2 protein-coding genes are annotated in these 24,101 nt (G+C 65.1%); both read left to right on the forward strand.

Annotated elements, in window-relative coordinates; translation table 11 throughout:
- Positions 1 to 12,813 carry an amino acid adenylation domain-containing protein gene (locus tag ACLD1Y_RS21560; protein WP_429479832.1) on the forward strand — a complete coding sequence of 4,271 codons (12,813 nt, stop codon included), beginning with the start codon at positions 1 to 3 and terminating at the stop codon, positions 12,811 to 12,813.
- On the forward strand, positions 12,810 to 24,101 hold the full coding sequence (locus ACLD1Y_RS21565) for an amino acid adenylation domain-containing protein (protein ID WP_429479833.1): 11,292 nt from the start codon (positions 12,810 to 12,812) through the stop codon (positions 24,099 to 24,101). Before ACLD1Y_RS21560 ends, ACLD1Y_RS21565 begins: the two co-directional genes overlap by 4 nt.

Raw genomic sequence — 24,101 nt, forward strand, 5'->3', positions numbered from 1 at the left:
ATGCAGTTCAGCGAATTATTGGCAGCGATTTCCACCCATGCGATCCGGCTGCAACTGGAAGACGGCGACCTGATCATCCTGGGTGACGACGAGGCATTGGATGAGCGGGTGTGGGATCAGTTGATCGCCCACAAGCCTCAACTGCTGAAGTGGGTGGGCGAGCATGGCGGTGACTGGCTCAGCCCTGCGTACCGCATCACCCCGGAGATGCTGCCCCTGGTCAGCCTCGATCAGGACGCCCTCGACCGTATCGTCGCGACCATCCCCGGTGGCGCGGCGAATGTGCAGGACATCTACCCGCTGGCACCCCTCCAGGAGGGCATGCTGTACCACCATCTGTCGGCGGAACAGGGTGATCCGTATGTGCTGCACGCCCAGTTTGCGTTCGACAGCCGCGCCCGTCTGCAGGCCTTTGCCGAGGCACTGCAATGGGTGATCGACCGTCACGACATTCTGCGCACCTCGATGGTCTGGGAGCGCCTTGATGCGCCGCTGCAAGTGGTGTGGCGCAAGGCGACGCTGGTCTGCGAAGAGGGTGAATTCGATGCGCGTACCCAGCGCATGGACTTGGGCCAGGCGCCGCTGCTGCGTTTGGTATTCCGGCAGGAACCGGCCGATGGGCGTGTTAGCGCGACGCTGCTGTTTCACCACACCATCCTCGACCACACCGCACTCGATGTGGTGCGCCACGAGATCCAGTTGTACCTGAATGGCGAGCAGGCACACGCAGGTGTGCCAGTGCCGTTTCGCAGCTACATCGCCCAGGTGCTGCACGGCGTCAGCGAGCAGGATCACGAGGCGTTTTTCCGCGAAATGCTGGCGGATATCGACGGGCCGACACTGCCCTTCGGCTTACAGGATGTACAGGGCGACGGCCAGGGTATCGATGAAGCGCGCATCCCTGTCGACAACGTGTTGAGCCTGCGTCTGCGCAGCTTGGCACGACCGCTGGGGGTCAGCGTGGCCAGCATGATGCACCTGGCATTGGCCCGGGTGCTGGGGGTGGTCTCTGGTCGTGAAGCGGTGGTGTTCGGCACCGTGATGCTCGGCCGCATGGGCGCAGGCGAGGGCGGTGAACGGGCGTTGGGCATGTTTATCAACACCTTGCCGCTGCGGGTGGATGTGGACGGGCAGGGCGTGCGCGCCGGGGTCCAGGCCACGCATGCACGGCTCACGGCGTTGCTCCATCATGAACACGCTTCCCTGGCCCTGGCTCAGCGGTGCAGTGGCGTGGCGGCGCCAGCGCCGTTGTTCAGCGCCATGCTCAACTACCGTCACAGCGCCGCCACCGATATGGCCGCCGTGATCGACATCGCCGACGGCATCCAGGTGCTCGGCGCCGAGGAGCGCACCAACTACCCGCTGACGGTCAACGTTGACGACCTGGGTGAAGGCTTTGCGCTGACGGTGATGGTGGACGCCTCCATCGGCGCCCAGCGCGTGGCCGGTTACCTGCATACGGCCCTCCATAGCCTGGCTGATGCCCTGGAGCAGCGACCGGATACGCCACTGAACGGCCTCACTGTCCTGTCTGCCAACGAACGTCACCACCTGCTGCACCACCTCAACCACACCCCGCATGCCTACGCCGACAACGTCCTGATCCACCAACACGTCGAAACCCACGCCGCCGCCCAGCCCGAAGCCATCGCCCTGCGTTTCGACAGCCAACGCCTCACCTATCGCCAACTCAACGAACGCGCCAACCAGGTTGCCCATCGCCTGCTGGCCCTGGGCGTGCGCCCCGATGACCGCGTGGCGATCTGCGTGGAGCGTGGCCCGGAAATGATCATCGGCCTGTTGGGCATCCTCAAGGCCGGCGCGGGCTACGTGCCTATCGACCCGGCGTATCCGCGGGAACGCATTGCCTACACCTTGCACGACAGCGCGCCCCTGGCCGTGCTGGTGCAAGCCGACACCCTGCACTTGGTGGGCGACTTGCCGTCGATCGACCTCAACGGGCTGCGCGGTGAGTCCATTGTCAATCCAGGGGTGGTCCTCAGCCCGGCCCACCTGGCCTATGTGATCTACACCTCAGGCTCCACCGGCCAGCCCAAGGGCGTGATGATCGAACACCGCCAGGTCGCACGGCTGTTCAGCGCCACCCAGCACTGGTTCGGCTTCAACGGCAACGATGTGTGGGCCCTGTTCCACTCGTTTGCCTTCGATTTTTCGGTGTGGGAAATCTGGGGCGCGCTGATGCATGGCGGCCAGTTGCTGATCGTGCCGCAACTGGTCAGCCGCTCGCCGGATGAGTGCTACACGCTGTTGTGCGAGGCGGGGGTGAGCATCCTCAACCAGACCCCCAGCGCGTTCCGTCAATTGATCGCGGCGCAACAGCAGAACCCCCGGTCCCATTCCTTGCGCCAGGTGATTTTCGGCGGCGAGGCCCTGGAACCTTCGATGCTCAAGCCGTGGTACGCCACGGCGATCAACGCCGGCACGCAATTGGTGAACATGTACGGCATCACCGAAACCACCGTGCATGTGACGTACCGCGCCCTTGAAGCGGCGGATGCGCAGCGGGTGGGCGTCAGCCCGATTGGCGTGCGAATTCCCGACCTGCAACTGTATGTACTGGATGAACACCGCGAGCCACTGCCGTTGGGTGTGGTGGGCGAGTTGTACGTGGGCGGCGCCGGTGTGGCGCGCGGCTACCTGAACCGCGATGGGTTGAACGCCGAACGCTTCCTGGCCGACCCGGCCACCGGCCTGCGGATGTACAAGACCGGCGACCTCGGCCGCCTGCTGGCCGATGGTAGCGTCGAATACCTGGGCCGTAATGACGACCAGGTCAAGATCCGTGGCTTTCGCATCGAACTGGGTGAAATCCAGGCGCGCCTGGCCACTGCCTGCGGCGTGCGTGACGCCGTGGTGATCGCTCGTGAGGACACGCCGGGGGACAAACGCCTGGTGGCCTACGTGATTGCCCAAGGCACGTTCAGCGCCGCCGCCCTGCGTGACCATTTGCTTCTGAGCCTCGCCGAGCACATGGTGCCCAGCGCTTTCGTGGCCCTGGAAGCATTCCCCCTCACAACCAACGGCAAGCTCGACCGCAAGGCCTTGCCCGCACCCGATGCCGAGGCCTTGGCCCGACGTGAATACCAGGCCCCCCAAGGTGCGGTGGAGACCACGATTGCCGGGATCTGGCAAGACCTGCTCAAGCTCGACCGGGTAGGCCGCGACGATAACTTCTTCGAACTCGGCGGCCATTCTCTGTTGGCGGTGAAGCTAATTGAACGCATGCGCCAGGTCGACCTCAGCGCCGACGTTCGCGTGCTGTTCGGCCAGCCCACCCTGGTAGCCCTCGCTGCGGCGGTGGGCGGGCAACGGGAGGTAAAGGTCCCGGCCAACCTGATTCACGCCACCAGCGCGCAGATCACCCCGGACATGGTGCCGCTGGTGGATCTGGACCAGGCCGCCCTCGACCACATCATCCGCAGCGTGCCCGGCGGCCTGAGCAATGTGCAGGACATCTACGGGCTGGCGCCGTTGCAGGCGGGCATCCTCTACCACCATCTGGCAACCACCGAGGGTGATCCCTATGTGTTGCAGGTGCAATTTGGCTTTGACCATCAAGCGGCGGTAGACGCCTTTATTCAAGCGCTGCACAGCGTGATCGAGCGCAACGATATCCTGCGCACCGCGATCCTCTGGGAAGGCCTGGACGAGCCGGTGCAAGTGGTGTTGCGCCAGGCGCCGCTGGCGGTCGAACGTATCGACGAGCCCCTGGCCCAACTGCAACAGCGCTTCGACCCACGCCACTTTCGCCTGGACCTGAGCCGCGCCTCGTTGATGCAATTTGTCTACGGTGAGCATCAGGGCCGCTTCACCGGGATCTTGCTGCTGCACCATATCCTGCTGGACCACACCGCCCTGCACGTGCTGGTGGAGGAGATGAGCGCCAGCCTGTGCGGGCGCAGCGCCCACTTGCCGGAGGCCGTGCAGTACCGCAACTACGTGGCCCAGGCACGCCTCGGCGTCAGCCAGGCGCAGCACGAGGCATTCTTCAACGAGATGCTTGGCGATATCGATGAGCCAACCTTGGCGTTCGGCTTGCTGGATGTGAATGGCGATGGCAGTGGCATCGTCGAAGCCCATCTGCCGTTGGAACCGGCCCTCAACCTGGGCCTGCGTGAACAAGCACGGCAACTCGGCGTGAGTACGGCGAGCCTGGTGCACCTGGCCTGGGCCCACGTGCTGGGGCAGGTCTCCGGCCAGCAGGAGGTGGTGTTCGGCACCGTGCTGCTGGGCCGTATGCAGGGCGGCGAGGGCGCTGATCGGGCCCTGGGGATGTTCATCAACACCTTGCCGCTGCGGGTCAGCCTTGGCGCCGTCGGCGTGCAGGCCGGTGTGCGTGCCACCCATGGGCGCTTGGCCCAATTGCTGGGGCATGAGCACGCCTCGTTGTCCCTGGCCCAGCGTTGCAGCGGCGTGCCAGGTTCGCTGCCGCTGTTCAGTACCTTGCTGAACTACCGTCATAGCGCGCCCGGTGAGGTGCCGGGAGACGCGCCGTTTGCCGCCTCCGGCATCCAGATTCTCAGCTCTGAAGAGCGCAGTAACTACCCGCTGGTGCTCAACGTCGATGACCTGGGCACAGGCTTTGCGCTGACCGTACAAGGTGTCGCCTCTGTCGATGTGCAGCGGGTGGGTGACTACATGCTCACCGCGCTGCGGCACCTGGTCACCGCGTTGCAGCAGGCGCCGACCACGCCGTTGCAGGCGGTATCGATTGTGCCGGCCGCCGAGCGCCGCCAACTGCTGGTGGACTTCAATGCCACGACCCGCGAATACCCATCCCACCTCACGGTGCATCAGTTATTCGAAGCCCAGGCCCTGGATCGCCCCCACGCCGTCGCGGCGGTGCATGGAACGCTAGCTCTGAGTTACCGCGACCTCAACCGCCGCGCCAACCGCCTGGCCCACCACCTGCTTAACCAGGGCGTGCAACCGGGGGAAAGTGTGGCGATTGCCTTGCCGCGCTCCCTGGACTTGCTGGTGTGCCAGTTGGCGATCCTTAAATGCGCAGCCGTCTACGTGCCGCTGGACATCAACGCGCCCGTGGAGCGCCAGGCGTTTATCGTGCAGGACAGCGGTGCGCGCCGGGTGCTCAACACCCTGGCCGACCTGAATCTGGAGGCCCTGTCGCCGTGTAATCCGCAGTTGCCCCAGTGCCCGGAGAGCGTCGCCTACATCCTCTACACCTCTGGCTCCACGGGGGCGCCGAAGGGCGTGCAAGTGCCGCACCGTGCCATTTCGCGCCTGGTGCTCAATAACGGCTACGCCGAGTTCAATGCCCACGACCGCGTGGCCTTTGCCTCCAATCCGGCGTTCGACGCCAGCACCCTCGATGTGTGGGCGCCGCTGCTCAATGGCGGCTGCGTGGTGGTGGTCGAGCACGCCGTGCTGCTGTCCCAGGCCGCGTTTGGTGCGTTGTTGCAGGAACAGGCCGTGACGGTGTTGTGGATGACTGCCGGGTTGTTCCACCAGTACGCCGACGGGCTGATGCCGGTGCTGGGCCAGTTGCGTTACCTGATTGTGGGGGGCGATGTCCTCGACCCGCTGGTGATCGGCCGCGTGCTCAAGCACGGCAGGCCCCAGCATTTGCTCAACGGCTACGGGCCGACCGAGGCCACCACCTTCTCCACCACCTTTGAGATCACGTCGGTGGGCGAGGGCGCCATCCCCATTGGCCGGCCAATGGCCAACGCCCAGGCCTACGTGCTCGACGCACGCCAGCAGCCGTTGCCACTGGGGGTGGTTGGCGAGCTGTATATCGGCGGTGCCGGTGTGGCCAAGGGGTACTTGAACCAGCCGCAGCTGACCGCCGAAAAGTTTATCCCGAACCCGTTTGGCGACGGCACGCTGTACCGCACCGGCGACCTGGCGTGCTGGCAGCCGGACGGCACGTTGCTGTACCAGGGGCGTAATGACCTGCAAGTGAAGATCCGCGGTTTCCGTATCGAACCGGGCGAAATCGAAACCAGCCTGGCCACCTTCCCTGGTGTGAAGGATGCCGTGGTGTTGGCCCGCGAAGACGAGCCGGGCGACAAACGCCTGGTGGCCTACTACACCGCGCAGTCGCCCCTGGCTATCGACGCCTTGCGCGCTTACCTGCAAGGCCGGTTGCCGGACTACATGGTGCCCTCGGCCTATGTGTGGCTGGCGCTGTTGCCCCTCACCGCCAATGGCAAACTCGACCGCAAGGGCCTGCCGGTGCCGGATCACAGCGCCTTGCTCAGCCGGGGCTATGAAGCGCCGGAAGGCGAAGTGGAAACCCTGCTGGCGCAGATCTGGCAAGACGTGCTCAAGCTTGAACGCGTCGGCCGCCACGATCACTTCTTTGAACTGGGCGGGCATTCGTTGCTGGCGGTGAGCTTGATCGAGCGCATGCGCCAGGTGGGCCTGAATGCCGATGTGCGCGTGCTGTTCAGCCAACCCAGCCTGGCGGCGTTGGCGGCGGCCGTGGGCAGCGGGCGGGAGATCGTGGTGCCAGCCAATGGCATCCCATCGCCGTGCGAGCGCATCACGCCGTCGATGCTGACGTTGGTGCACCTCGACCAAGCGGCCATCAACCGTATTGTCGCCAGCGTCCCCGGCGGCGCAGCCAATGTGCAGGACATCTACCCGTTGGCGCCCTTGCAGGAAGGCATTCTCTACCACCATATCAGCGCCGAGCAGGGCGACCCGTACCTGCTGCAATCGCGCATGGTCTTCGACAGCCTTGAGCGCTTGCAGGGATTTATGGGCGCGCTGCAACAGGTGGTGGCCCGCCACGACATCTTGCGTACCGGCGTGATCTGGGAAGGCCTGGACAACCCGGTGCAAGTGGTGTGGCGCGAGGCACAACTGGTGGTCCAGGACGTTGCGTTGGACCCGGCCGAGGGCGACCTCATCGAGCAGCTGCATGCCCGTTTCGATGCGCGCCACTACCGCCTGGACATCACCCAGGCGCCGCTGTTGCGCATGGTCTACGCCCAGGACCCGGGCAATCAGCGGGTGGCGGCGATCCTGTTGTTCCACCACTTGGCGCTGGACCACACTGCCATGGAGGTGGTGGGCCAGGAAATGCGCGGGTTGCTGTTCAATCCGGCGCAGCCCTTGCCCCCGGCCGCACCGTTTCGCAACTACGTGGCCCAGGCGCGCCTGGGCGTGAGCGTGGATGAGCACGAGCAATTCTTCCGCGCCATGCTCGCCGATGTGGAAGAGCCGACGTTGCCGTTTGGCGTGCAGGATGTGCAGGGTGATGGGCGTGATATCGAAGAGGCCGAACAACCCCTCGACGCGGCACTGGCCTTGCGCGTGCGCGAACAGGCGCGGCAATTGGGCGTCAGCGCGGCGAGCCTGATGCACCTGGCCTGGGCCCACGTGTTGGGACGGGTCTGTGGGCGTGAGACGGTGGTGTTTGGCACGGTCCTGATGGGCCGGATGCAGGCCGGCGACGGTGCGGACCGTGCGCTGGGGATGTTCATCAACACCTTGCCGCTGCGGGTGGATCTCGACGCCAGTGCCAGCGTGGCAGTCAAGGCAACCCATGCCCGCTTGAGCGCCTTGCTGGGGCATGAGCACGCGTCCCTGGCCCTGGCCCAGCGTTGCAGCGGGGTGCCAGCCGGATTGCCGCTGTTCAGCGCCTTGCTCAACTATCGCCACAGCAGCCCCGATGACATGGCCCGCGACGGCCAGGGTATCTGGGAGGGCGTGCAATTGCTGGGCGGTGAAGAACGCAGCAACTATCCGCTGACCTTGAGCGTCGACGACCTGGGTGTGGGCTTTGCCCTTACCGTGCTGGCGTTGCCGCAGATCGGCGCCCAGCGCCTGTGCGTCTACATGCACAACGCGGTGGAGCAACTGGTGACGCGCTTGGAAGGCGTATCCAGCGCGTTGGATATCCTGCCGGTGACCGAGCGCGACACCCTGCTGCGCGAGTTCAACGCCACCCAGTGTGATTTCCCCACGGGGCACACCCTGCACGGCGCCTTTGAGGTCCAGGCCGAGCGCCAGCCCCACGCCATTGCGGTGGTACAGGCGGGCGAGTCCCTGAGTTATCAGCAGCTCAACCGGCGCGCCAACCGGCTGGCCCATCAGTTGTTGGCGTTGGGCGTGCAACCGGATGATCGTGTTGCGATCTGCTGCCGACGCGGCCCACAGATGCTCATCGGCTTGCTGGGCATCCTCAAGGCTGGCGCGGGTTACGTGCCTATCGACCCGGCCTATCCAGCTGAGCGCATTGCCTATCTGCTGCAAGACAGCGCCCCGGTGGCGGTATTGGCCGAGGCCAGCACCCGGGACCTGTTGGGCGCGGCGACCTGTATCGACCTGCACGACCCGCGGGCAGAGCAGCCCATCACCAACCCGCAACCGGCGGCCTTGACCCCGGCGCACCTGGCCTACGTGATCTACACCTCCGGCTCCACCGGTCAGCCCAAGGGCGTGATGGTGGAACACCGCACCGTAGAAAACCTGGTGCATTGGCATTGCGAAGCCTTTGGCCTGGATGCCACGAGTCACACCAGCAGCGTTGCCGGGTTCGGCTTTGACGCGATGGCCTGGGAGGTTTGGCCAGCGTTGTGCACGGGCGCGACCCTGCACTTGCCACCTGCCGAGGTGGGCAACGAAAACATCGACGCACTGCTGGCCTGGTGGCTGGCGCAGCCCTTGGATGTGAGTTTCCTGCCTACACCCGTGGCCGAATACGCGTTCAGCCAGAACCTTGTGCACCCCACGTTGCGTCTGCTGCTGGTCGGTGGTGATCGCCTGCGCCAGTTCACCCAGGAGCGTCGCTTTGCGGTGATCAACAACTACGGCCCCACCGAAGCCACGGTGGTTGCCACCTCCGGCCGGGTGCGCGCCGGGCAGGCGTTGCATATCGGCCGCCCCATCGGCAATGCCAGCGTCTACCTGTTGGACCCACAGCTACGCCCGGTGCCGGTTGGGGTGGCGGGCGAACTGTACGTGGGGGGCAGCGGCGTGGCGCGGGGTTATTTGAACCGCCCGGAACTGACCGCCGAACGCTTCCTGCACGACCCTTTCAATAACGGTCGTATGTACCGCACCGGCGACCTGGCGCGCTGGTTGCCCGATGGCAACATCGAATACCTGGGGCGCAATGACGACCAAGTGAAAGTGCGCGGTGTACGGGTTGAACTGGGCGAAATCGAAAGCTGCCTGGCCGCGCTGCCGGGTGTCGGCGAAGCGGTGGTGCTGGTGCGCGATGGGCGCTTGATCGCCTGGTTCACCGAACAGCAACCCTTGGACATCGAGCTGCTGCGGCCGCAACTGCAAGCCCGATTGCCTGCGGCGTTGGTGCCGGTGGCCTATGTGAAGTTGCCTGCGTTACCTCTGACCGCCAACGGCAAACTGGACCGCAAGGCACTGCCAGAGCCGGACCACAGCGCGTTGCTCAGCCGTGAATACGCCGCACCTCAGGGAGAGGTGGAAGCCCGCCTTGCGCGCCTCTGGGCCGAGGTGCTGCAGGTGGAGCAGGTGGGTCGTCATGACCATTTCTTCGAGTTGGGCGGTCATTCCTTGCTGGCCGTGAGCCTGATCGAACGCATGCGCCAGGTGGGCCTGAGCGCCGATGTGCGGGTGTTGTTCGCCCAGCCGACCCTGGCGGCACTGGCCGCCGCCGTCGGCAGCGGGCGCGAGGTGCAGGTGCCGGCCAATCGGATTCCCGCCGATTGCCAACGCATCACCCCAGAACTGTTGTCCTTGGTAAGCCTCGACCAGGCAACGGTTGACCAAGTGGTTGCCCAGGTGCCCGGTGGCGCTGCCAATGTGCAGGATATTTACCCGCTGGCGCCGTTGCAGGAAGGCATCTTGTATCACCACATCAGCGCCGGGCAGGGCGACCCTTACCTGCTGCAATCGCACTTGGCATTCGACAGCGTGGAGCGCCTGAATGCCTTCGCCCAGGCGCTGCAACAGGTGATCGACCGCCACGATATCCTGCGCACTGCGGTGGTTTGGGAAGGCCTGGCGCAGCCGCTGCAAGTGGTGTGGCGCAAGGCGTCGTTGCAGGTGCAGGCCGATACCCTTGAGCAGTTGCACCAGCGCTTTGACCCGCGCCACTACCGCGTACCGCTGGACCAGGCGCCGCTGGTGCGTCTGGTGCATGCCCACGACCCGGCCAACCAACGGGTGGTGGCGATCCTGTTGTTCCACCATATCGCCCTCGACCACACCGCCCTCGATGGCGTGCGCCACGAGATGCAGGCCAGCCTGCTCGGTCAGCCACAACCCGTTGGCGATGCCACGCCCTACCGCAACTACGTGGCCCAGGCGCGCCTGGGTGTCAGCGAGCAGGAACATGAACAGTTCTTCCGCGACATGCTGGGCGATATCAACGAGCCGACCTTGCCATTCGGTTTGCAGGATGTGTGCGGCGATGGCATCGCCATTGAAGAGGTCCAGGAAAACCTCGCGCCGGCCCTCAACCAACGCCTGCGTACCCAGGCGCGCTTGCTGGGGGTGAGCGCTGCCAGCCTGTTCCACCTGGCCTGGGCGCGGGTACTGGGGGCTACCAGCGGCCAGGCGCACGTGGTGTTCGGCACCGTGTTGCTTGGGCGCATGCAAGGCGGCAAAGGCAGCGACCGTGCCTTGGGCATGTTCATCAACACCTTGCCGCTGCGGGTGGATATTGATGCCACCGGCGTGCGCCTGGCGGTCAAGCACACCCATGCGCGGCTCACGGCGTTGCTCGGTCATGAGCATGCGTCCCTGGCCCTGGCCCAGCGTTGCAGTGGTGTCGCAGCCCCGCAGCCGTTGTTCAGTGCCATGCTCAACTATCGCCACAGCGACAGCCAGCAGGCGCCGCTGTCCCCGGCCTGGGAAGGCATCCAGACCCTGGCCAGCGAGGAACGCACCAACTACCCGCTGACGCTGAACGTGGATGATCAGGGCGATGGCTTCCGCCTCACCGCCATGACCCCGGCACAGATCGGTGCGCAACGCCTCTGCGGCTACCTGCAAGTGACCTTGGAGGGCCTGGTGGACGCGCTGGAACAGGCGCCGCAGTTGCCGGTCAATCGCCTGCCAGTGCTCGGCGCCGAGGAGCGCCAGCAGCTGCTGGTCGGCTTCAACGCCACCGACAAGGCCTACGACCTGCACCAGACCCTGCACGCACTGTTCGAAGCCCAAGCGGCGCGCACCCCGGATGCGTTGGCAGTGAAGGCGGGCGGGCAGCAGCTGACCTATGCGCAGTTGAACGCACAGGCCAACCAGTTGGCGCATCACCTGCTGTCGTTGGGTGTGCAGCCGGACTCACGGGTGGCGATCTGCGTGGAGCGCAGCCTGGAAATGGTCATCGGTTTGTACGCGATCCTCAAGGCTGGCGCCGCCTATGTGCCGCTGGACCCGGCGTACCCGCTGGAGCGTATCGCCTACATGCTCGAAGACAGCGCGCCGGTCGTGGTGCTGGCCCAGGGCGCGACGCGTGGGTTATTGGGCGCGGTGCCGGTGATCGACCTGGAGCAGCCCACCTGGCAGCACCAACCGGTGCACAACCCTCAGGTCGAGGCCCTCGGCGCCTATGTGATCTACACCTCGGGCTCCACCGGCCAGCCCAAAGGCGTGATCAACGACCACCCCGGCGTGGTCAACCGCCTGTTGTGGATGCAGGACGCTTATGGGCTCCAACCCCATGACCGTGTGTTGCAGAAAACCCCGTTCAGCTTCGATGTGTCGGTGTGGGAGTTCTTCTGGCCGCTGTTCACCGGCGCATGCCTGGTGATGGCCCGCCCTGGGGGGCACAAAGACCCGGTGTACCTGTGCGAAGTGATCGAGGCCGAGCAGATCACCACGCTGCACTTTGTCCCCTCGATGCTTGACGTGTTCCTCGCCCATGGCGATGTGAGCCAGGCCAATGGGCTGGTGCGAGTGATGTGCAGCGGCGAAGCCTTGCCCGGCAACCTGGTGCGGCGCTTCAAGCAGCAATTGCCGGACATCGGCCTGTACAACCTGTATGGCCCTACCGAAGCGGCGGTGGACGTAACCGCCTGGAACTGCGCAAGGCCCCAGGTGCCAGACAACACGCCGATTGGCAAACCCATCGCCAATACCCGTATGTACGTGCTGGACGCGCAATTGCAGCCGGTGCCTTTGGGCGTGGTGGGCGAGTTGTTCATCGGCGGCGTGCAAGTGGCGCGGGGTTACCTGAACCGCCCGGAACTGAACGCCGAACGCTTCCTCAACGACCCGTTCAGCGCTGGCCGCTTGTATCGCACCGGCGACCTGGGCCGTTACTTGCCCGACGGCAATATCGAGTACCTGGGCCGTAACGACGACCAGGTCAAAATCCGTGGCCTGCGAATCGAGCTTGGCGAGATCCAGGCGCGCCTGCTGGAACACCCCAACGTCGACGAAGCCGTCGTGGTCGCCCGCGAAGACCGCTTGGTTGCCTACTACACCGGCGTGCGTTCGGCCGACTTGCGCGAGCACCTGTTGCAGCACTTGCCGGAGTTCATGGTCCCCGCGCTGTTTGTGCACATGGAGGCATTGCCCCTGAGCCCCAACGGCAAACTCGACCGCAAGGCGCTGCCTGCACCCGGCAGCGAGGCGCTGAGCGTGCGTGAATATGAGGCGCCGGTGGGTGACACCGAAATCCTCCTGGCGCAACTCTGGGCCGAACTGCTCAACGTGGAGCGGGTAGGGCGCCAGGATAATTTCTTTGAACTGGGCGGGCACTCGCTGCTCGCCGTGAGCTTGATCGGGCGCTTGCGCCAGGAAGGCATGGAAGCCGATGTGCGTGCGTTATTTGAACAGCCGACCCTGGCTGGCTACGCCGCAATGACCGAACGAATGGAGATCGTCCTGTGAGCATTCTCGAACTGCTGGCGACGCTGAAAACCAAGGATGTGCACCTGGCGCTCAAGGGCGAGCAATTGTCGGTGCAAGGCAACAAGCAAGCCTTGAGCGACCCGTTGATCCTCAACGCCTTGCGCGAACACAAGCCGGCGCTGATCGCGCTGATCAAGGCCGGCGACTACGCGGCCGCCAACGATGTGCCGGCCAATGGCATCGTGCCGGGTGCGGAGTCCATCACGCCGGCCATGTTGACCTTGTCCACGCTGAGCCAGGACGAGATCGACCGGATCGTCGCCACGGTGGCGGGCGGGGTGGCGAATATCCAGGACATCTACCCCCTGGCGCCCTTGCAGGAAGGCATCCTGTTTCACCATGTCAGCACCGAGCAGGGCGACCCCTATGTGATGCAGTCACAGTTCGCCTTTGACAGCGTCGAACGCTTCGAAGCATTTGCCCGCGCCTTGCAAGGGGTGATCGACCGTCACGACATTCTGCGTACCGGCGTGGTCTGGGAGGGCTTGCAGCAACCGTCCCAAGTGGTGTGGCGCACGGCGCATCTGCCGGTGCAGGCGGTTGAGCTGGACCCGGCCGACGGTGACATCGCCACTCAACTCCATGCCCGCTTTGACGCCCGCCATTTCCGCCTGGATGTGACCCAGGCGCCGCTGCTGCGCCTGGCCTGGGCGGCAGACCCGGTGCAGCAGCGCATCGTCGCGATGCTGCTGTTCCACCACATGGCCCTGGACCACAGCGCCCTGGAGGTGGTGCGCCATGAAATGCAGGCGTTCCTGCAAGGCCAGGCCGGGCAACTGGGCCAGGCGGTGCCGTTTCGCAACTACGTGGCCCAGGCGCGGCTGGGGGTGAGTGAGCAGCAGCACGAGGCGTTTTTCCGCCAGATGCTCGGCGATGTGGTCGAACCGACCTTGCCCTTTGGCTTGCAGGATGTGCAGGGCGATGGGCAGGGCATCACCGAGCTGGATTGGCCGCTGCCGCAGGCACTCAACCAGCGCCTGCGTGCCCAGGCCCGGGTGTTGGGGGTGAGTGTGGCGAGCCTGTTCCACCTCGGCTGGGCGCGGGTGTTGAGCGTGCTGGCGGGCAAGTCCCAGGTGGTGTTCGGCACGGTGCTGATGGGGCGTATGCAAGGCGGGCACGCCACGGAGCGTGCCTTGGGGATCTTTATCAACACCTTGCCATTTCGGGTAGACGTGGGCCGTGATGACCTGCGCAGCGCCATCAAGGCCACCCATGCGCGCCTGACGGCCCTGTTGCGCCATGAGCACGCGCCATTGGCCTTGGCCCAGCGTTGCAGCGGGGTCGTGGCGCCGACGCCGTTGTTCAGCGCCTTGCTCAATTACCGCCATAGCGGCACCGGCAGCAGCCAGGAAGCCGTGGCGGCCTGGCAGGGCATCCAAACCCTGCGCTCGGATGAGCGCACCAACTACCCACTGACCTTGAGTGTCGATGACCTGGGCGAAGGGTTTATCCTGCGCCTGCTCGCCACCCGGCAGGTCGATCCCCGGCGCGTCTGCGCCTACCTGCAAACCACCCTCGAAAATCTGCTGGCGGCCCTGGAACAGGCACCGCAGACACCGCTCAACCAGGTGTCGGTGTTGCCCATCGACGAACAGCGATTGCTGCTGGAACAGTTCAACGCTACCCACGCCGACTTCCCCCAAGCCACCACGCTGCACGGGCGTATCGAAGCCCAGGTCGCCCTCACACCCGACGCCATTGCCGCCGTGCACCAGGGCCAACAGCTGACCTACGCCGAGCTGAACCAACAAGCCAACCTGCTGGCTCACCACCTGCTGGCGCTTGGGGTCAAGCCCGACGACCGCGTGGCCATCGTCGCCCGCCGGGGCCTGGACACCCTGGCCGGGCTGCTGGGGGTTCTCAAGGCTGGCGCCTGCTATGTGCCGGTGGACCCGTCCCACCCGGCCGAGCGCCTGCACTACCTGCTCAGCGACAGTGCTCCGGTGGCGGTGCTGACCCAGCACCACCTGCTGGATCGCCTGCCGAGCCTTGAGGTGCCAGTGATCAACCTTGATCGGTACACCTGGCAGCATCACAGCGCCTGCAACCCCGACATCGCGGTCAACCCCTCACACCTCGCTTATGTGATCTACACGTCTGGCTCCACCGGCCTGCCCAAAGGTGTGATGGTGGAACACCACAGCGTGGCCAACCTGGTGGATTGGCACTGCAACGCCTTCGACCTGCGCGCCGGGCGCCATACTGCCAGCGTCGCCGGCTTCGGCTTTGATGCCATGGCCTGGGAAGTCTGGCCGGCGTTGTGCGTGGGCGCGACCCTGCATCTACCACCGGCCCACGACGGCGCTGAAGATATCGATGCCCTGTTGGCCTGGTGGTGTGCACAGCCGTTGGACGTGTGTTTCCTGCCCACGCCCGTGGCCGAGTACGCGTTCAGCCAGCAGATCGAACACCCTACGCTGCGCACGCTGTTGATCGGCGGTGACCGCCTGCGCCAGTTCGGCCGCGCACAGCGTTTTGAGCTGATCAACAACTACGGTCCCACCGAAGCCACGGTGGTTGCCACCTCGGGCAGGGTAGACGTGGGGCAGCCCTTGCATATCGGCAAGCCCATCGCCAATGCCACCGTGTACCTGCTGGATGAACACCAGCGCCCGGTGCCGTTGGGCGTAGCGGGGGAGCTGTATGTAGGCGGCAAGGGCGTGGCGCGGGGCTACCTGAACCGCCCGGAATTGACGGCCGAGCGCTTCCTGCACGACCCCTTCAACCCAGGGCGCATGTACCGCACCGGTGACCTGGCGCGTTGGTTGCCGGACGGCACTATCGAGTACCTGGGGCGTAATGACGACCAGGTAAAGATCCGTGGCATGCGCATCGAACTGGGGGAGATCGAAAGCCAGCTCAACCAACTGGCGGGCATCCAGGAAGCGGTGGTGCTGGTGCGTGAGGAGCGCTTGCTGGCGTACTTCACCGAGAACTCGCAGCTGGACCCGTTGGCCGTGGGCGATATCCGCGCCCATCTGGTGGCGCATCTGCCGGACTATATGGTCCCGGTGGCCTACATCAAGCTGGACACGCTGCCCCTGACCGCCAACGGCAAGCTCGACCGCAAGGCATTGCCGGCACCGGACATGAGCGCCGTGTTTACGCGCGACTACGCTGCGCCCGAAGGTGAAATCGAGAGCGTGTTGGCGCAGATCTGGGCCGATGTCTTGCAGGTGGAACGGGTAGGGCGCCACGATCATTTCTTTGAGCTGGGCGGGCATTCGTTGCTGGCCATGCGCATGGTCTCGCAGATTCGCCAGCGCCTGGGCGTGGAGTTGTTGCTGGGCGACCTGTTTGCCAATGCCGAACTCGCCGCAGTCGCCGAGGTGTTGGCTAAGGCGGGGCGCAGCACCTTGCCGGCGATTCTCCCGGCCAATCGCGATGAGGACGTGCCGCTGTCCTTCGCCCAGCAGCGCCTGTGGTTCCTGGCGTTGATGGAAGGCGCCAATACTGCCTACAACATTCCCATTGGCTTGCGTTTGCGTGGGCAGTTGCACGTTCAGGCGCTGCAACGGGCGCTGGCGCGGATTGTGGCGCGCCACGAAACGCTGCGCAGCCGGTTCGCCCAACACGGCGATAACGCCCGGGTGCTGATCGTGCCCGCCGAAGCCGTCTTGCCCCTGCAAGTGCAGGATTTGCGTCGCCACCCCCAACCCCAGCAGGCGTTGGATGCGTTGATCCATGGCGAAGCCTCGGCGCCGTTCGACCTGCAGCGCGGCCCGCTGCTGCGTGGGCGCCTGGTGGTCATGGCCGATGATCACCATGTGCTGTTGCTGACCCTGCACCATATCGTTTCCGATGGCTGGTCCATGGGCGTGCTGACCCGCGAACTGATGGCGCTGTACCAGGCGTTCAGCCATGGCCAACCCGACCCGCTGCCACCGTTGCCCATCCAGTACGGCGACTTTGCCGTGTGGCAACGCCTGTGGCTCAGTGGTGAAGTGTTGCAGCGCCAAAGCTCGTATTGGCAGCAGGCCCTGGCCGGTGCGCCGGCCTTGCTCACCCTGCCCACCGACCGTCCGCGCCCGGCCCAGCAGGACTACGCCGGCAGCAGCGTCGAGGTGCGCCTGGATGAGCGCCTTACCGCTGGGCTCAAGGCCTTGAGCCAACGCCATGGCACCACGCTGTACATGACCTTGATGACGGCCTGGGCTTCGCTGCTGGCGCGCCTGTCCGGACAGCCGGAGGTGCTGATCGGATCACCCGTGGCCAACCGCAGCCGCGTTGAGGTGGAAGGGCTGATCGGCCTGTTCGTCAACACCCTCGCCGTGCGTATCGAGACGTCCGGTGGCTTGAGCACCGAGGCGCTACTGGCGCGGGTCAAGGCCCAGGCGTTGGCCGCCCAGGCCCATCAGGACCTGCCGTTCGAGCAAGTGGTGGAAATCACCCGGCCACCCCGCAGCCTGGCCCACAGCCCGTTGTTCCAGACCCTGTTCACCTGGCAGGACAGCAGCGCCCCGACTTTGGCCCTGGGCGACCTGGCCCTGGAAGGTATCGTGGAAAACAGCCACTTTGCCAAGTTCGACCTGTCCCTGGACCTGGCCGAGGTGCAGGGTAGCCTGATCGGCGCGCTGGAATTCGCGGTAGCGTTGTTTGACGAGGCCACGGTGCAGCGTTATGCCGGTTACTTCACCCGTGTGTTGCAGGCCATGGTGGATAACGACCAGGCGGTGCTGGAGCATGCGCCACTGGTGGAGACGCGCGAGCGCCAGCAACTGCTGGTTGAGTTCAATTCAACCGAGGTGGCCTACAACCTCGACCAGACCTTGCACGGGATGTTCGAGGCGCAAGTGGTGCGCACGCCGGATGCGCTGGCGGTCAAGGCAGGCACGCAGACATTGACCTACGCCGAGTTGAACGCACGGGCCAACCAACTGGCCCATCACTTGCTGGAACTGGGTGTGCAGCCAGATTCGCGAGTGGCGATCTGCGTGGAGCGCAGCCTGGAAATGGTCATTGGTTTGTACGCGATCCTCAAGGCTGGCGCCGCCTATGTGCCGCTGGACCCGGCGTACCCGCTGGAACGTATTGCCTACATGCTCGAAGACAGCGCGCCAGTGGTGGTGTTGGCCCAGGGCGCAACGCGGGCATTGTTGGGCGCTGTTCCGGTGGTCGACCTGGAGCAGCCTACCTGGCAACACCAGCCGATAGAAAATCCGCAGGTCGAGGCCCACGGCGCCTATGTGATCTACACCTCCGGCTCCACCGGCCAGCCCAAAGGCGTGATCAACGACCACCCCGGCGTGGTCAACCGCCTGTTGTGGATGCAGGACGCTTATGGGCTTCAACCCCATGACCGTGTGTTGCAGAAAACCCCGTTCAGCTTCGACGTGTCGGTGTGGGAGTTTTTCTGGCCGCTGTTCACCGGCGCATGCCTGGTGATGGCTCAACCTGGCGGGCATAAAGACCCGGCCTACCTGTGCGAGATCATCGAAGCCGAACAGATCACCACGCTGCACTTTGTACCCTCGATGCTCGATGTATTCCTGGCCCATGGCGATGTGAGCCAGGCCAATGGGCTGGTGCGGGTGATGTGCAGCGGCGAAGCCTTGCCGGGCAGCCTGGTGCGGCGGTTCAAGCAGCAGCTGCCGGGCAGCGAGTTGCATAACCTGTATGGTCCCACCGAAGCGGCTGTGGACGTCACCGCGTGGCACTGCGCCGGGCCTGTGACACCGGACAACACGCCCATCGGCAAGCCCATCGCCAACACCCGCATGTACGTGCTGGACGCTCAGTTGCAGCCGGTGCCTTTGGGGGTGGTGGGTGAGTTGTTTATCGGCGGTGTGCAAGTGGCGCGTGGTTACCTGAACCGCCCGGAACTGACCGCCGAACGCTTCCTAAACGACCCGTTTGGCCACGGCCGCCTGTACCGCACCGGCGACGTGGGGCGTTATCTGCCGGACGGCACGCTCGAATACCTGGGGCGCAACGATGACCAGGTGAAAATCCGTGGCCTGCGCATCGAGCTGGGGGAAATCCAGGCCCGTCTCGGCGAATACCCGGCGGTCAATGAAGCTGCGGTGATCGCCCGCGACCAGCGCCTGATCGCCTATTACACCGGCGTGCACAGCGACATCGATGCACTGCGCAGCCACCTGTTGCAGCACCTGCCGGAATTCATGGTGCCGGCGATCTTCGTGCACCTCGACACCTTGCCCCTGAGCCCCAACGGCAAGCTCGACCGCAAGGCGCTGCCAGCGCCGGGTGTGGATTCGGTGGTGGTGCGCGAGTACGCAGCGCCCGAGGGTGACACGGAAATCGCGTTGGCCAGCCTGTGGGCCGAATTGCTCAACCTGGAGCGTGTGGGCCGTCACGACAACTTCTTTGAGTTGGGCGGGCATTCGTTGTTGGCCGTGAGCTTGATGGGGCGTATGCGTCAGCTGGGCTTATCGGCGGATGTGAAGGTGCTGTTTGGCCAGCCGACCTTGTCGGCGTTGGCAGCGGCATTGGGCAGCGGCCGTGAAGTGGCGGTGCCCGCCAATGGGATTACCGCCGGTTGTGCCCGGATCACCCCGGATATGCTGCCTTTGATTCAATTGGACCAGCCCGCCATCGAACGTATCGTCGCCTGCATCCCCGGCGGCGTGGCGAATGTGCAGGACATCTACCCGCTGGCGCCGTTGCAGGCGGGCATGCTTTATCAGCATCGCGCAGTGCAGGGCGCGGACGACTATGTATTGCGGGCGCAGTTTGCCTTCGACAGCCGCCAGCGCCTGGACGCCTTCGCTCAGGCCTTGCAGGGGGTGATCCAACGGCATGACAGCCTGCGTTCGTCGTTCCACTGGGACGGTTTGGAAGAACCAGTGCAAGTGGTGTGGCGCGAGGCGGCGCTGCGGGTGGAAAGCGGTGCGGTGCCACAACGTCTGGACCTGACCCAGGCCCCGCTGATGCGCCTGGTCTGTGACGGCGACCGTGCGACGTTGCTGTTCCACCACCTGGTGATGGACCACATCGCCCTGGAGATCCTGCAACAGGAGATGCAGGCGTTTTTATCGGGCACCCAGCAGCGCCTTGGCGCCGCCGTGCCGTATCGCAACTATGTGGCCCAGACTGTGGCCCAGACCGTGGCCCAGACGCGACTGGCGGCGCAGGATCACGAAGGGTTCTTCAGCGAAATGCTCGGCCAAATCGATGAGCCGACCGTGGTGGAGAACCTGGGGGCCAACGCCGCTGTGCAACACACCCTCGATGCGCAGTTAAGCCAACGCCTGCGTACCCAGGCGCGGTATGCCGGGGTCAGCGCTGCCAGCCTGATGCACCTGGCTTGGGCTCAGGTGCTGGGTAAGGTATCGGGCCGCCAGCACGTGGTATTCGGCACGGTGATGCTGGGCCGTTTGCAGGGTGGAGAGGGGGCCGAGCGGGCCATGGGAGTGTTTATCAATACCCTGCCATTGCGGGTCGACCTGGGCGAACATGCGGTGCGCGACGCATTGCGGGCAACCCATGCACGGCTCAACCAATTGCTCAGCCATGAACATGCGCCCCTGGCGCTGGCCCAACGGTGCAGCGGCGTACCCGTGACAACGCCGTTGTTCGATACGCTGTTCAACTACCGCCACAGTGCGCCACAAGCGGCCACCGAGGCGTGGCAAGGGATTGAACTGCTCAAGGCTGAGGAACACAGCAACTATAGGCTGTCGTTGAGCGTCGATGACCTGGGCGACGGTTTCAGTTTCAAGGCCGTGGGGCAAGGCGCCCGGCGCTTGTGCGACTACTTGGCAATCGCCGTTGAGCAAGTGGTACAGGCACTGGAAGAAGGTCGCGACACCGCTATTGGCCGCCTGGCGCTGTTGCCGGCGGGTGAACGGCAACAACTCCAGGCCTTCAACGCCACCGCCCGGGTCTTCCCCCGTGAACACACCGTGCAGCGTTTGTTCGAAGCCCAGGCCCTCGCGCGCCCGGACGCTGTGGCCGTGGTGCATGGCGAACAGGCCGTGAGCTACGGCGAGTTGAATCGCCGCGCCAACCGCCTGGCCCATCACCTGCTGGGGCTTGGGGTAAAACCTGCGGATAACGTGGCGATCCTGCTGCCGCGTTCGGTGGACCTGTTGCTCAGTCAACTGGCCGTACTCAAGTGCGCAGCGGCCTACGTGCCGCTGGACATCCATGCACCGGCCGAACGCCAGGGGTTCATGGTGCAGGACAGCGCAGCGGCCTGGGTATTGACCCACAGTGACACCGACATCGACTACCCGGCCGCGCGCCTGGACCTCGATACGCTGCGCCTTGACCCCCAGCCGAGCCACAATCCGGACCTGTCGCACTCTTGCGACAGCGTGGCCTACATCATGTACACCTCCGGCTCCACCGGTGTGCCCAAAGGTGTGTTGGTGCCCCATCGCGGCATGACGCGCCTGGTGATCAACAACGGTTATGCCGACTTCAACGCCAGCGACCGTGTAGCGTTTGCCTCCAACCCGGCGTTCGACGCCAGCACCATGGACGTCTGGGGACCATTGCTCAATGGCGGGCAGGTGCGCGTGATCGACCACGCCACCTTGCTCAACCCCACCGCGCTGGCCCAGGCCTTGAAGGACGTGACGGTGCTGTTCGTCACCACGGCGTTGTTCAACCAGTACGTGCAGTTGCTGCCCGATGCCTTGGCTGGGCTGCGCATCCTGTTATGCGGCGGCGAGCGTGCCGACCCGGCGGCATTCCGCAGCCTGTTGGCCCGGGCGCCCGGGCTGCGGTTGGTGCATTGCTACGGGCCCACGGAAACCACCACCTACGCCACCACCTATGAAGTGCGTGCGCTGGCCGCCGACGCTGAAAGCGTGCCGGTAGGGCGGCCGATTTCCAACACGCAGGTCCACGTGCTGGACGCGCTGTTGCAGCCGGTGCCCTTGGGCGTAGCGGGGGAAATCTGTATCGGCGGGGACGGTGTGGCCAAGGGGTATTTGAATCGCCCCGAACTCACCGCCCAACTGTTTGTAGCCGACCCGTTCAACCCCGGCCACTTGATGTACCGCACCGGCGACCTCGGCCGCTGGACGGCAGAGGGCCTGTTGGAATGCATCGGGCGCAATGACCACCAAGTGAAGATTCGCGGTTTTCGCATTGAGCTGGGTGAAATCGAAGCGCGCCTGGCGACCCTGGCGGGCATCCGGGAGGTGGTGGTCGTGGCCCGCGAAGACCGCCTGGTGGCCTATTTCACCTGGACGGCCGAGCCGCTGGACCTCGACAGCGTGCGCGCCTACCTGCAAGGCCAACTGCCGGCGTACATGGTGCCCTCGGCCTATGTGCCGCTGGCGCAGTTGCCGTTGACCGGTAACGGCAAGATCGACCGCAAGGCCTTGCCGGCCCCTGACCTGGACGCCTTGATCAGTCGCACGTTCGAAGCCCCGGCCGATGCCTTGGAGCTGACCCTGGCGCAGTTGTGGGCCGAGGTGTTGAAGCTTGCGCAGGTGGGGCGCCACGACAGTTTCTTTGAACTGGGTGGGCATTCGTTACTGGCGATCCGCTTGGTGACGCTGCTGGAAGAGGCGGGGTTGGTCGTGTCGCTTGCCGAGCTGTTCCAGCATGCCAGCGTGGCCTCGGTGGCGGCGATGTTGCGCCAGCGCACCGAGGCGCCGGTGCGCGACAACGCGGTGGTCACTGTGCGTGGCAGTGGTTCACAAACGCCGTTGTTTTTGGTGCACGAATTCAGCGGCATGGACGTGTATTTCCCGGCGCTGGGCCAGCACCTGCCCGGTGACTACCCCATCTACGGCCTGCCGGGCGGCCCGCATCTGAACACCATGGAAGGCCTGGCGGCGCGGCTGGTCGGCCTGATTCGCGAGATTCAGCCACACGGGCCGTACCGCCTCGCCGGCTGGTCGTTTGGTGGCGTGCTGGCCTATGAAGTGGCGATGCAACTGCTGGGGCTGGATGAGGCGGTGGCATTTCTCGGCCTGATCGACAGCTACGTCCCGCGCCTGACCGACCAGGGCAAGGCACGCTGGAGCGGGCCGGATGCCCTCAAGCGCCACTTGTTGTTGCAATGCAGCGCCTATTGGAAAGCACAGGGAGGTGTGGATGAGCTGGTGCGTCTTGAACAGTTGGAGGCAGGCCTTGGACAGCTGGACTTTGCAGGCCTGCTGCAGCGTTGTCGCGACGGCGGTCTGCTGCACGCGCAAATGGCGGCGGCCTCGGAGGCGGAGCTGGTGAACTACCTTGAGCGCGAAGTGGGGCACGGCCATGCGCTGGCCCATTACAGCCTGTTCCCGTTACCGATTGCCGTGCATTTGTTCAGCGCCCAGGAACGCCCGACCGAGTTGTCGCGGCGCAGCGTTTCCCTGGGCTGGGAGGATGCGTTAGCGCCCGGGCAACTGCGCCAGCGGGAGGTGCCGGGGGATCACCAAAGCATGATGCAGGCACCCCATATCCAGGCCTTGGGCCAGGCCATCAGCGAGGCGTTGGCCACCGGTTTGCCGGTGGCCGAGACCGCCCATCAACCGTTGTTGCGTATCCAGAGCGGCCGCACAGGCCATGCGCCGGTGTTTTGTGTGCCGGGGGCGGGGGATAGTGTCACCGGCTTTGTGGCCTTGAGCGAAGCCCTTGGGCGTGATTGGCCGCTGTTTGGCCTGCAACCACGCGGCCTGGATGGCCAAGCGGTGCCCCATAGCCAGGTGGAAGCAGCGGCGCGTTGCTACTTGGCCGCACTGGAGCGCGAAGCTCCCCAGAGGCCGGTGCATCTGGTGGGGCATTCGTTTGGCGGTTGGGTAGCGCTGGAGCTGGCGTTGCAGTTGCAGGCAGTTGGGCGGGAAGTGGCGTCGTTGACGGTGATCGACAGTGAAGCGCCGGGTGGCGAGGGTAAGCCTTATACGACCTCGGCGGCGTTGCTGCGGCTGATCGAAGCCATGCAGTTGGCGGCGGGCAAATCGCTGGGGATCGACCGGGCAGACTTTGCAGTGCGGGATGAAATCGCCCAACGTCGGGCGCTGCATGACGGCATGGTCAACGTGGGGCTATTGCCAGCGCGTGCCAGTGTGCAGGCGATGGACGGTCCCGCGCGGACCTATGGAGCGGCGCTGCGTACGCTATACCGGCCGGCCCAACGCTTTAACGGTGTGGTGCGTCTGGTCTTGGCCGAAGACCCGGCATTGGATGCGGCGGGCAATCAGCGTGAACAGGGGGCGATGATCGAAGGTTGGCGGCGCCAGGGCACTGGGTTGCAGGTTTGGTATGGCCCGGGAAACCACTTCACCTTGCTCAAGGCGCCGAATGTGCACGGGCTTGCGCGGTGGTGGCTTGAAGGGGCGGTGATTGAGGACGTGGTGTCTTGA

This window comes from Pseudomonas sp. 18175, from assembly GCF_050432925.1.
Taxonomy (GTDB): domain Bacteria; phylum Pseudomonadota; class Gammaproteobacteria; order Pseudomonadales; family Pseudomonadaceae; genus Aquipseudomonas.

Excerpts from the sequence above, each read along its gene's own strand:
- ACLD1Y_RS21560 (WP_429479832.1), top strand. The coding sequence starts at position 1 with ATGCAGTTCAGCGAATTATTGGCAGCGATTTCCACCCATGCGATCCGG.